This is a genomic window from Actinomadura miaoliensis, assembly GCF_039536785.1.
Lineage (GTDB): Bacteria > Actinomycetota > Actinomycetes > Streptosporangiales > Streptosporangiaceae > Spirillospora > Spirillospora miaoliensis.
The window spans coordinates 130,397-142,118 of sequence record NZ_BAAAZG010000018.1 but is presented as its reverse complement, the minus strand read 5'-3'; the positions used below and the strand labels follow the sequence as shown (position 1 = coordinate 142,118).

The window sequence follows — 11,722 nt, the reverse complement described above, 5'->3', positions numbered from 1 at the left end:
CCAGCGAAAGTAGTGGTCGTCCGCGTGAGGGTTGGCCGTGCGGCGGCCGTCTATGTGGCGGTTGTCCGGGTGGCCTGTGGCGGCGGCCAGGTAGGTGCGCGGGGGCGCCGGCCTGGCGGAGTGGCCGGTCGCGTTCTGGGACGGGTGAGGGGAGCCGGGGCGCGGGTTACTTGATCTGGTTGTCCACCACGTCGAGCGTGGGGCGGGCGCCCAGGTGCTGCATGGCCTGCGAGGCCAGGCGGCAGCCGGCGGACAGGGCCTCGGCGGGAGGCTTGCCGTCCAGCCAGGCGGGGAGGAACCCGGCGACGAACGCGTCGCCCGCCCCGGTGCCGTCGACGATCTTGTCGATGGGTTCGGCGGCGACGGTGACCGGCTCGGGGCGGCCGTTGGTGTACCAGAGGGCGCCCTCGGCGCCCAGCTTGATCACGACCTGGGGGTACCAGGCGGTGAGCACTTTGGCCGCCGCGTCGGCCTTGTCGCGGCCGGTCAGCACCTCGGCCTCGCGTTCGTCCACCACGAGCAGCCGGGCTCCCTGCGTCCACTCCAGGAACGGCTCGGCGCCCATGCGCTTGAGCGGGGAGGACGAGGCGCCGTCCACCGAGATCGACATCTGCGCCTGGCGGGCCAGTTCGAGGGCGTGCGTGGCGGCCTTGCGGGAGCCCTCGTTGATCAGCGAGTAGCCGGACAGGTGCAGGTGCGTGCCCTGGGTGAACAGGTCCCGGCACCGTTCGACGTCCTCGGGCAGCAGCGCCGCGTTGGCGCCCGGGTCCGACAGCATGGTGCGGTCGCCTTTGTGGGTGACGAGCACCACGCAGGTGCCGGTGGGACGCTCGGAGTCCATGACCAGGCGGGCGTCCACGCCGTACCCCATCAGCTCCATGTCCCGGTTCCGGCCCGCGATGTCGGAGCCGCGACGGCCCACGAACGCCACCTCGACGCCCTCAAGGGCCAGCCAGGAGGCGACGTTGGCGCCCGAGCCGCCTCCGTGCGTCGTCACGGCGGCGGGCGTGTCGCTGCCCTTGGCCAAGGGGTAGGCGGCACGTGCCACGGTGTCTGTCATCAGATCGCCGACCACGACCACGCGCGTCATGGAGTCATCACCTCGATCAACACGGCCCGCGCGAGCGGCATACTGGGCGTGTGCTCGACCGTAACAGTTCTTGACCCCCGATTAGGTCTCGAACGCGCAGCGAAACCGGGAACACGGCGTTTTCCCCGGCCGCCGCCACGCCGTGAACCGTGCCTTACCCTCTGGTACGTGACCGAACGGCATGCCGGGGGCTATCCGGACCACTGGGAGGCGGACGTCGTCCTGACCGACGGCGGCACCGCGCACCTGCGTCCGATACGGCCCGAGGACGGCCCGCTGCTGCGCGCGTTCTACGCCCGGCTGTCGCCCGAGTCGATCTACTACCGGTTCTTCTCGCCCCGGCCGACGCTGTCGGACCGCGAGGTCGAGCACTTCACCACCGTCGACTACGACCGCCGGGTCGCGCTGATCGCCACGATCGGCACCGAGATGGTGGCGGTGGTCCGCTATGACCGGCTGGCCGACGGTGCCAAGCCGGGCACGACCGCGGAGGTGGCGTTCCTGGTCGAGGACGCCCACCAGGGGCGGGGCCTCGGCGCGGTGCTGCTGGAGCACATCGCGGCGGCGGCGCGCGAACGGGGGGTGCGCCGGTTCGTGGCCAGCGTGCTGCCCGAGAACCGGCGGATGACCAGGGTGTTCCGCGAGGCCGGCTACCGGGCCGAGCAGCGGTTCGAGGAGGGCGTGATCGAGCTGGTGCTCGATCTGGAGCCCACCGAGACGTCCGTGGAGGTCATGGTGGCGCGCGAGCACCGGGCCGAGTCGCGGTCGATCCAGCGGCTGCTGTTCCCCCGGTCGGTGGCGGTGATCGGCGCGAGCCGCACCGAGCACAGCGTCGGTCACACGGTGCTGCGGAACCTGCTGTACGGGGACTTCAGCGGCCCCGTCTACCCCGTCCACCCGACCGCGACGGCGGTGGCGGGGGTGCGGGCGTACGCGTCGGTGCTCGACATCCCCGACGAGGTGGACCTGGCGGTGGTGGCCGTGCGCGCCGACGCCGTCCACGAGGTCGTCCAGCAGTGCGCGGGCAAGGGCGTGCACGGGCTGGTGGTGGTGTCGTCCGGGTTCGGCGAGACGGGCCCGGAGGGCCGTGAACGCCAGGAGGAACTGGTGCGTCTGGCCCGCGCGTACGGGATGCGTGTGGTCGGTCCCAACTGCCTGGGCATCGCCAACACCGACCCGGAGGTACGGCTGAACGCGACCCTGGCCCCCACCATGCCGGGGCGCGGCCCCGTGGGGTTCTTCTCACAGTCGGGTGCGCTCGGCATCGCGATCCTGCAGCGGACGGCGGAACGGGGCCTCGGCCTGTCCACGTTCGTGTCGGCGGGCAACCGGGCCGACGTGTCCGGCAACGACCTGATGCAGTACTGGGAGGAGGACCCGGCCACCAAGGCCGTCCTGCTGTACCTGGAGTCGCTGGGCAACCCCCGCAAGTTCGCCCGGCTGGCACGCCGGCTCGGCCGCCGCAAGCCGATCGTGGCGGTCAAGAGCGGACGCAGCACCCAGGGCGTGCCGCTGGGCCACGCGGCGCAGGCGCTCAGCCTGCCCGACCACGCGGTCAGCGCGCTGTTCGCCCAGGCCGGGGTGATCAGGGTCGAGGACCTGTCGGAGCTGTTCGACGTGGCGCAGCTGCTGGCCTACCAGCCGCTGCCCGGCGGGAACCGCATCGCGATCATCGACAACTCCGACTCGCTGCGGCTGCTGGCCCAGGACGCGGCCATGGCCCACGGCCTGGAGGTGCGTCCCCCCGTCGACCTGGGGCCGCGGGCGGGCGCCGCCGAGTACGAGGCGGCGCTGGCCGACGCGCTCGGCGACGACGAGGTCGACGCGGTGGTGGCGTTGTTCACACCGCCCACCATCGGCGGCTACGACGTGCGCGTGCCCGAGCGCATCCTCAAGCTGGCGGCGGGCAGCTCCAAGCCGATCGTCGCCACGTACCTGGGCATGAAGGGCATGCCCGAGGACCTGCGCGTCATCGGCCCCGACGGGACGGCGGCCGCGGGGTCCATCCCGTCCTACCCGGCCCCGGAGGACGCGGTGCGCGCCCTCGCCTACGTGATCCGGTACGCGCAGTGGCGGCGGCGGCCGCACGGACGCGTCCCCGACCTGTCCCACGTCGACCGCAAGGGCGCACGCGAACTGGTGGAAGGGTGGCTGGATTCCGGGGACGCCCCTGTGGAGGCCTCCGCCGAACGGGCCGCCGCGCTGCTGCGCTGCTACGGCGTCACAGTGGGGGAGCAGATCGCGATGGGGGACCACGGCGGCGTACGAACGCGCATCTCCACCAGGGAGGACCCCTCGTTCGGCGCGATCGTGTCGTTCGGCCTGGCCGACGAGACCGCCGCGCTACTGGACGACCGGGCCTACCGCCTGGCGCCCCTGACGGATGTGGACGCGGCCGAGATGGTGCGGGCGATCCGTACCGCCCCGCTGCTGCTGGGCCACCGTGGCGCCGACCCGGTGGACGTGGGCGCGCTGGAGGAACTGCTCCTGCGCGTGGCACGCCTGGCCGACGACCTCCCAGAGGTGGCGCGGCTGGAACTCGACCCCGTCCTTGTGGACACCTCCGGGGTTTCGGTACGACGCGCGTCGCTGCGCCTGCAGCGCCCCCTGGGCCCCCGCCCCGAACTGGGTCCACGCCGCCTCCGCTAGGCGGCCCCCGGGGACCCGGTGTGGCGGTGGGCTTTCCGTGTGATGGGGCCTACTCCGGGTATGGCGGCGGGCCGGGCTCGGGCGGGACCGGTTCCGGTTCCGGTATGGGCGGGATCGGTTCCGGTTCGGGTTCCGGGACAGGGTGCGGCGGACGGGGCGGCTCCGGGGGTTTCGGTGGCGGCTCCGGGGGCGGCACGGGCGGTTGGGGCGGCGGCACCGGCGGTGGGCCCGGCACCGGGTCGGTCATGCTCATGTTCCACCCCTACCCGGACCGCACGCGATGATCCCGGCGACGGCATCGGTCCTGGTGGGCGCCGTCCCGCCGGGAGTTCGGCGGAGGCGCAGCGGGCGGCGGGGGCCGGGAGCGCGACGGCCGGGTGCGACGGCGTGCGGCAGGAGGGGACCATGGGAAGCGGGGTTCACCCGCGCGGCGTGCGAGGTGCGTCCCGACAGGGCAGGATGGGGGCATGAGGGACACCCGAGCGACGGCGCATGGGCTGCGCACGGCCATCGAGCGCAGCGGCTACTATCCCGCCCTTGTGGCGGACGCGGTCGAGTCGGCCATCGGCGCTGAGCAGGTGGACGCATTCGTGGTGCACCACGAGGCGACCTTCGATCCCGCCATGGAGATGCGGCGGCACGTGACCGTGCTGGTGCTGTCGCCGACCCGCCTGCTGGTCTGCCACACCGACGAGCACCCGCCCGGCGAGGGGAATCCACGGCCGCACGCCTCCACCACGACCGAGGCGGTCCGGCTCGACCGGGTCCAGTCGGTCGCGGTCACGCGCGTGGTGCCCGAGCCGGCCTCCTACGTCCCCGGCGTGCCGCCGTCGGAGGTCGTGCTGACGATCGGCTGGGGCGCGATCTCGCACATCGACCTCGAACCGGCGACCTGCGGCGACGAGAACTGCGAGGCGGACCACGGCTACACCGGCAGCGTCACCGCCGACGACCTGTCGCTGCGGGTCAGCGAGGCCGCCGACGGCACCGACGCGGTGACGCAGGTGCTGGCCTTCGCCGAGGCGCTGTCGGAGGCCACCGCCCGATGACCGGGGCCCGGGTGCGCGGGAGCGCGTGGTGACGGCGGGGTTGCCGCCGGCGCCGCGCTACGGCGCGGGGGCGCTGGCCGACCTGCCCACGTCCGTGCTGGCCGCGCTGGGCGTCCCCGGCGCCGCCAACGTGCTGGATCTTCCGGAGCGGCCGCGTGCCTGCGTCCTGCTGATCGACGGCCTCGGCTGGGAGCTGCTGCGCGAGTACGGGGCGGACGCGCCGTATCTCGCCTCGCTGGCCGCCGAGGGACGCGTCCTGACCGCCGGGTTCCCGGCCACCACCGCCACCAGCCTGGCGTCCCTGGGCACCGGGCTGCCGCCGGGCGAGCACGGGCTGGTCGGCATCCAGTTCGCCGTGCCGGGCGTGAACGGGCTGCTGTACTGCCTCAAGTGGCGGGCCGAGGACGCCGACCCGGCCGTCGTGCAGCCCCACCCGACCGCCTACGAGCGGGCCGCGGCGGCGGGCGTGTCCGTGAGCTACGTCGCGTCCGGCGCCTATCGCGGCAGCGGGCTGAGCCTGGCCACGGCCCGGGGCGCCGGCTACGTGGCCGCCGACTCGCTCGGCCAGCTCGTCGCCGAGGCCGAGAGGGCCCTCGCCGAGGCCGACCGGGCGTACGTGACCGTCTACCACTCCGACCTGGACTCCACCGGCCACCGCTTCGGCGCGGGCTCCCCGCACTGGCGCCACCAGCTGCGCTTCGTCGACCTGCTCGCCGAACGCCTGGCCGCCGTGCTGCCGCCCGGCACGTCCATGTACGTCACCGCCGACCACGGCATGGTCAACCCGTCCGAGCGCGTCGACGCCGACGAGGTGCCCGCCCTGCGCGAGGGGGTGGCCGAGCTGGGCGGCGAGCCGCGGGCGCGGCACGTGTACGCGCGGCCGGGCGCCGCCGGCGACGTGCTGGCGGCCTGGCGGGAGACGCTGGGCGACAAGGCGTGGGTGGTGACCCGTGAGGAGGCCGTGGCGGCGGGCTGGTTCGGGCCGGTGGCCCCGCGGATGCTGCCGCGCGTCGGCGACGTCGTCGCGGTCCCCGACGGCGAGCTGGCGATCATCGCGGGCGAGGCCGAGCCGCTGATGTCCAGGCTGGTCGGCATGCACGGTTCGCTGCTGCCCGCCGAGCAGCTCGTGCCGCTGCTGGCCGTTCACCGAGGATGAGGAACGTGGACACTCCACTGTCAAATCCGGGCAACCACGGTCAAACTGGCGATGTGCAGCCTCTCATCGACGTCGCCGACCTGGCCCGGCTCCTGCGTCACGACCCCCCGACCCTGCTGGACGTGCGCTGGCGGCTGGGCGGCCCGCCCGGCCGCGCCGCCTACGACGGCGGCCACCTGCCCGGCGCGGTCTTCGTCGACCTGGACCGCGACCTGGCCGCGCCGCCGGGACCGAAGGGCCGTCACCCGCTGCCGTCGCCGGACGCCTTCGAGGACGCGATGCGGCGCGCCGGGGTTTCCGCGGGCCGCACCGTGGTGGTCTACGACGACGCCGACTCCACCGCCGCGGGACGGGCGTGGTGGACGCTGCGCTACTTCGGCCACACCCGCGTGCGCGTCCTCGACGGCGGCTACCACGCCTGGGTGAACGCGGGCGAGCCGGTGACCACCGAGGTGCCCGACGTCGAACCCGGTGACTTCACCGCCCGGCCCGGCGGGATGCCCATGCTGGACGCCGCCGGCGCCGCCGCGCTGGCCAAGGCCGGGGTGCTGCTGGACGCCCGTTCCGCCGAGCGCTACCGGGGCGAGAACGAGCCGGTCGACCCCGTCGCCGGGCACATCCCCGGCGCGGTCAGCGCTCCCACCGTGGGCAACGTGGGGGTGGACGGGCGCTTCCTGCCGCCCGGCGTGCTGCGCGACCGCTTCGGCGAACTCGGCGCGACCGACGCCGTGGACGTCGGCGTCTACTGCGGCTCGGGAGTGACCGCCGCCCACGAGGTTCTGGCACTGAACCTGGCGGGCGTCCCGGCCGCCCTGTACGTCGGCTCCTGGTCCAACTGGATCACCGATCCCGGCAACCCGGTGGCGACCGGGGACAGCTGAGCCTCCGGAGCGCTCAGCCGGCGCCGAAGCATTGGAACCCGGCGGTGCCGGGTGTGCGGGGGACCGCCGCGAGGGCGGAGGCGGGAGGCAGCCCCCGGTGCAGCCGCACATGGAAGTCGATCATGGCGTCGCGGGCGGCGCGGTCCCCCACGGGGGCGACACTGGCGATCACGGTGGCCGTCCCCGCGCCCAGCAGCACCCCGGCCAGGCCAGTCACCGCGTCCCCGGCGTCCGAACGGCCCGTGTCGCAGCCCGACAGGACGATCGTGGCCGGGGGACGGTCCAGGTCCTGCAGGTCGTAGCCCATCAGGGGACCGTCGGACAGCTCCAGGTGCGACAGCAGGGCGTTGCCCCGCCGGAAGTACCCGTGTGCGGCCAGGTGCGTCAGGTCGGCCCCGTCCAGCGCCTGGCGGACGTCGTCCACGCGTGCCGCCGAACCCGTCATGACGGTCGCGTCGGGGTAGAGCCTGGCCAGCGCCAGTACCTCCGCCGCGGCGTGCTCCAGCCTGGGGCCCGCGACCAGGACGACGCGACGCGCGCGGGCCCGGGACGACTCGCGGGCGCGCAGCCAGGCGGCGGCGGACGGCACCACCGTGAACGGTCGCTCGGCCAGCATCGGCAGCACCGCCCAGGGGAGCCCGTGCAGCATCGCCGTGGGCGCGATGACCAACTCGCGTTGCCCCAGGGCGTGTTCGAGCGGTTCCAGCACGACGGACTGGATGCGTTGCGCCGCCTGCGCCAGCCCCGATTCGGCCGCCTCGTCCGGGCCGTCGGCCATCACCAGGCGCCGCAAGGCGAACCGCACCAGGTGGACGTCTCGCTCAACGGTCCCGTAGGGGCCGAGCCGCCGACGACGGCAACGTCCCTCGGTGAACGTCACGGCGTGGAGTTCGTCGTCGATCCGCACCAGCTCCAGGAGCGCACGGTCGCCGAGGGCGTCCGGGAGCCGCATCAACGCCAGCGGCACCTCCGCCGGGTCCCAGCACGGCGTTCGAGCCGCCGGAGGCTTGGCGCGGGTCATGCTCTGGAGGGCCCGCTCCAGCCGGGAGAGCCGTTCGGCCGAGGCGGCGAGTTCGTCCGGTGGGAGGGCACCGTCCGCCGTGGCGGCGGCGTGGGCGGCGCTCGCGGCGCGCAACTCCACCAACGCGGCGGCACGGGACGGGTCGCGTGGCGGACGCACCGCGACGGGACGCCGGGCCACCGCGCGGCGCCGCTCCTCGGCCAGCAGCAGTTCGCGCGCCGAACGCGCCAGGCGCAGCCCGAACGCGGCCAGCTCGTCGCCGAGCCCGGTGACGTGCGCGCGCAGGTCCAGAGCGCTCATGGTCTCGGCGTGCTCGGCCACCACCCGCAGCCCCGCCCACACGGCCGCGGCCGTACCGCGGCGGTCCCCGCGCGCCCAGCGGTCCAGCGCGGTCGCGTGCCAGGCCGCCACGCGCAGCGCCGCCGGGCCCCGCCCACGGGCGCACTCGATCCCGGCAGGCAGGGCGCGGGGCGGACGCCCCAGCTCCATGGACAGCCGCGCCGAGATGATCCACGCCTCGGCGGCGGCCTCGGCCCAGCCTCCCCGCGCGAGACGTTCGGCGGTGGCGGCCGCGGAGCGCAGGAACACCGCGGAACGGTCGCCGCCGGCCCAGCGCGCCCGCACCAGCAGGTGCTCGGCGGGCAGCGTCCACCCGGGACGTTCCTGGGCGGCGAACGCGGCGCGGGCCCGTTCGGCGGTGGCGACGGCCCGTTCCGGCTCCCCGTCGGCCAGCTCCGCGTGCGCGAGCAGCAGCAGCCCGTCCGCGGCGTCGCAGGCGTAGCCGCGCCGCGCCACGTCGGCGAGGGTCTTCTCCAGCAGCGGGCGGGCCTCGCCGGGCAGGCCGGCGGCGATCAGCGTCTCGGCCCGGTCGAGCCGCGCCTGCGCCAGGCGTTCCCCCGTCAGGTCGGTCTCGGCGACCCCGTACAGGTGCAGGGCCAGCGGCACGTCGCCCCGGCGGGACACGACGAACGCCAGGTTGACCCGTGCCATCGCCGCCTGGTGCCGCAGCCCCGCCCGCGCCGCGACGTCCACGGCTTCGGCGAGGACGGTCTCCGCGGCGTCCAGTTCGCCCCTGAGGGCACGGGCCAGCCCCAGGTTGGTCAGCAGTCCGGCCAGCGCGGCAGGGTCTCTCCCCGAGCGCAGCAGGGGGATGGCGTCGAGCGCCTCGTCGAGACGCCCCGCCCTGGCCAGCGCGCAGGCCCGGTTGGCGGTGAGGCGTTCGGCGTCGGTGCCCTCCAGGAACGGCGCGGCGCGTTCGGCGGCGTCCAGGGCGCCCGCCAGGTCCCCGCGGGCGGCCAGAAGACCCACCAGCGTCATCCGCACCTGCGCCTCCTGGTAGGGCAGGCCCACCGCCGTGTGCAACGCGGTGGTCAGGAGCTCGATGCCCTCGCCCAGCCGCCCCAGCTCCTTGGCGGCGACCGCGGCGGCCCGTAACGCCGTGACACGGGCCGCCGCGTCGTCGTGCGTCTGCAGGGCCGCCAGCGCCGTCACGTAGGCGCGCGCGGGCTCCGACGCCGCCAGCCGCAGCAGGTCGTTCACAGGCGCACCCAGCTCGTGACGATGCAGACACCGTCGGGCAGGCGGAACAGCAGGCTGACCGGGCCCCCGGGCACGCCGTCGACCACGAACTGCCCCGCCATGTCGGTACTGGAGCGCAGCTCCCCGTCCGCATGCCGTAGGAACACGGTGGCGGTGGCCGGGGGCAGGAGACGGCCGACGACACGGTGCCCCTCGTGCTCCTCCATCACCTCGATCTCCACGCCCACGTCGTGACCGGTGAAGCTGAGCAGCCGGGGGCCGCCGCCACGGCGCAGCCCGGACCGTCCGGCCGCCGCGTCACCGACGATTTCCACCAGGACCGCGTCGGGGTCGCGCCACCGGAACGCGGCCTGCGCCGCCGCCAGCACGTGCGGAGGGGGCGGGTCGATGGCGTCGAAGGCGGCCCGTATCTCCGCCAGGATTTCCTGCTCGTTCATTACGTCAGAAGTCGTCTCCGAGGCGTTGGCGTAGGGCGGACAGGCACCGCGTACGGGTGGGGCCGATGCTGCCGACGGGGATCCCCAGGGCCGCCGCCACGTCCGCGTAACTGGGGGACGTGGCGAACAACCGCAGGAGCTGCCGACACCGCTCGGGAAGTTCCTCCAGCGCCCCCGCGACGAGGCGGAGACGCTCCCGGGCGGTCCAGACACGCTCCGGTGTGCGTTCCGCCGCCGCCGCCGGCCGGACGGCCCCGTTGTGCGGCCACTGCGCCGACCGGAAACGGGCGCGTTCGGCCTCACGCGCCGTGGTGACGGCGAGCCACGCCCCGATCCGCCGCGGATCGCGCAACGCGTCGAGCCGTTCGACCAGGCGCAGCCACACGGTCTGCACCACGTCCGCCGCGTCGTTCTGGGACAGCCCCCGGGAGCGGGCGATGGCCCACAGCATGTCGGTGTAGCGCCGGGTCAGCGCCGCCCAGGCGTCACCGTCACCGTCACGGGCCCGCCCCACGAGTTCCTCGGGGGACGCCGCCTCCGCCTGGGGCGGCCCAGACGTCCGCCTAGGCGCCCGCGGGCTCACGCTGGACCTCGTCCCGTGCCGGCGGCCTCACGACGACGCCGAGGTCCGGCAGCGTGTGCGCGCCGGCCGGATCCAGCACCCGCCGCGCCGCCTCGGCCGCCGTCACGTCCTCCTGGGCGGCCAGGCCGGCGATCAGCCCCGCGACCACCGGCGCGGCGAACGAGGTGCCGCTCCAGCGCGCGTAGCCGTCGAACTCCCCGAACCGCACGAAACAGCTGGCGACGTCCACGCCGGGCGCGCACGCGTCCACCCACCAGCCGTAGTTGGAGAACCAGGCGCGCTCGGCACGCCCCTGCCGGGTGTCCAGGGCGGCCACCGAGATCACCGGCTTGGCCGCGGCGGGCCAGAACGGCCGCTCGCCGCCGGTGTTGCCCGCGCACGCCACCACCACCGGACGACGCGGCGACGACCGCAGCTGCGCCAGCACACGCGACAGCACGGGGGAGGGACGGTCGTCGAAGGTGTGGCACCCCAGCGACAGGTTCACCACGTCGGCGCGGCCCCACGCGGCCAGCCGGGCGAGCGCGCGCACCACGTCCAGCTCGTCGCCGACGCCGTCACCGCCCAGCACCCGCACCGCGCGGATACGGGCCGACGGCGCGTACCGCAACACCACCCCCGCGATGAACGTGCCGTGCCCCGCCTGCGCGTCGAGTTCGCAGTCGAGGTCGGCGTCGAGCACCTCGGCCACGTCGTCGCGTTGCCCGGCGTACCAGTCCGCGCCGTCGTACCACGGATGGGGGGACAGGCCCGTGTCCAGCACCGCGACCGTCATCTCCCGAGCGGCGGGACGCGGCCTGGGCGCGGGCACCGGAGCCGTGGGACGAGCCAGATCGGCGGGCCCCGACCACCACAGCGGCTGGCCCTGCACCAGGTGGTTGGGGGCGACGGCCAGTTCCCGGTGGCGGCGGTCACCGGCGACCTGGGACGCCAGCTCGCACACGTTCACGCGCGCGGCCGGACGCAGCCGCATCCTATGGACCCCGTGGTCGTCCTCACCGGAGTCGTGCCAGCGGCGCACGAGGTCTGCCACGGCGGGTGCGTCCTGGGGGGCGACCAGCAGCTCGTCACGCCGGATCAGGGCGGGACGGCCGGGCACCGCCTCCACCACGACGGCGTCGTCATGCCGGGCGAGCAGACGCTCAAGACAGGAATCTTGGTCGAACATTTAACCGAGTGTGCCCTAACGGGCACGGTGTGTCATCGAAATCGCACGGAGTGGCGTTCACGGAACGGCGGTGCCTTACTGGAGGAGTGCTCGGACGTCAGCAGACCCGCGCCCCGGAGCGCGCACGGACGCCGCGACGGAGGGCGGCG

9 protein-coding genes are annotated in these 11,722 nt (G+C 74.8%); 4 read left to right on the top strand and 5 right to left on the bottom strand.

The genetic code is table 11. The features are described 5' to 3' along the window. Positions 1–166: 166 nt before the first annotated feature. Complete coding sequence (locus tag ABD811_RS15335; protein WP_344947167.1) at positions 167–1,090, bottom strand: carbohydrate kinase family protein; 924 nt, start codon at positions 1,088–1,090, stop codon at positions 167–169. A 168-nt stretch (positions 1,091–1,258) separates the two neighbouring features. Here ABD811_RS15335 and ABD811_RS15330 point away from each other — a divergent pair, with 168 nt between their 5' ends. The 4 genes from ABD811_RS15330 (at position 1,259) to ABD811_RS15315 (ending at position 6,825) form a co-directional block, all read left to right on the top strand. Continuing rightward, positions 1,259–3,739 carry a bifunctional acetate--CoA ligase family protein/GNAT family N-acetyltransferase gene (locus ABD811_RS15330; RefSeq protein WP_344947165.1) on the top strand — a complete coding sequence of 827 codons (2,481 nt, stop codon included), beginning with the start codon at positions 1,259–1,261 and terminating at the stop codon, positions 3,737–3,739. A gap of 467 nt (positions 3,740–4,206) precedes the next feature. Further along, positions 4,207–4,788 carry a DUF5998 family protein gene (locus ABD811_RS15325; protein ID WP_344947163.1) on the top strand — a complete coding sequence of 194 codons (582 nt, stop codon included), beginning with the start codon at positions 4,207–4,209 and terminating at the stop codon, positions 4,786–4,788. A gap of 28 nt (positions 4,789–4,816) precedes the next feature. Next, entirely contained in the window at positions 4,817–5,944 is a 1,128-nt protein-coding gene (locus tag ABD811_RS15320) for an alkaline phosphatase family protein (protein ID WP_344947161.1), read from the top strand. Positions 5,945–5,997: 53 nt separating this feature from the next. Continuing rightward, the gene (locus tag ABD811_RS15315) at positions 5,998–6,825 is read left to right on the top strand and encodes a sulfurtransferase (protein WP_344947159.1); all 828 of its coding nucleotides are present in this window, start codon (positions 5,998–6,000) and stop codon (positions 6,823–6,825) included. 13 nt (positions 6,826–6,838) lie between these two features. On the opposite strand, the gene ABD811_RS15310 is transcribed toward ABD811_RS15315, so the two are convergent. From ABD811_RS15310 to ABD811_RS15295, 4 genes are read right to left on the bottom strand one after another with little or no spacing between them, the layout of a single operon-like run. Further along, complete coding sequence (locus ABD811_RS15310) at positions 6,839–9,385, bottom strand: CHAT domain-containing protein (protein ID WP_344947157.1); 2,547 nt, start codon at positions 9,383–9,385, stop codon at positions 6,839–6,841. Beyond that, on the bottom strand, positions 9,382–9,822 hold the full coding sequence (locus tag ABD811_RS15305) for a hypothetical protein (RefSeq protein ID WP_344947155.1): 441 nt from the start codon (positions 9,820–9,822) through the stop codon (positions 9,382–9,384). The genes ABD811_RS15310 and ABD811_RS15305 overlap by 4 nt, the downstream gene beginning before the upstream one ends. Before the next feature lie 4 nt (positions 9,823–9,826). Next, the gene (locus ABD811_RS15300; RefSeq protein ID WP_344947153.1) at positions 9,827–10,336 is read right to left on the bottom strand and encodes an RNA polymerase sigma factor; all 510 of its coding nucleotides are present in this window, start codon (positions 10,334–10,336) and stop codon (positions 9,827–9,829) included. A 49-nt stretch (positions 10,337–10,385) separates the two neighbouring features. Next, positions 10,386–11,573 (bottom strand): S8 family peptidase, encoded by a 1,188-nt coding sequence (locus tag ABD811_RS15295; RefSeq protein WP_344947151.1) that lies wholly within the window; start codon positions 11,571–11,573, stop codon positions 10,386–10,388. Positions 11,574–11,722 lie beyond the last annotated feature (149 nt).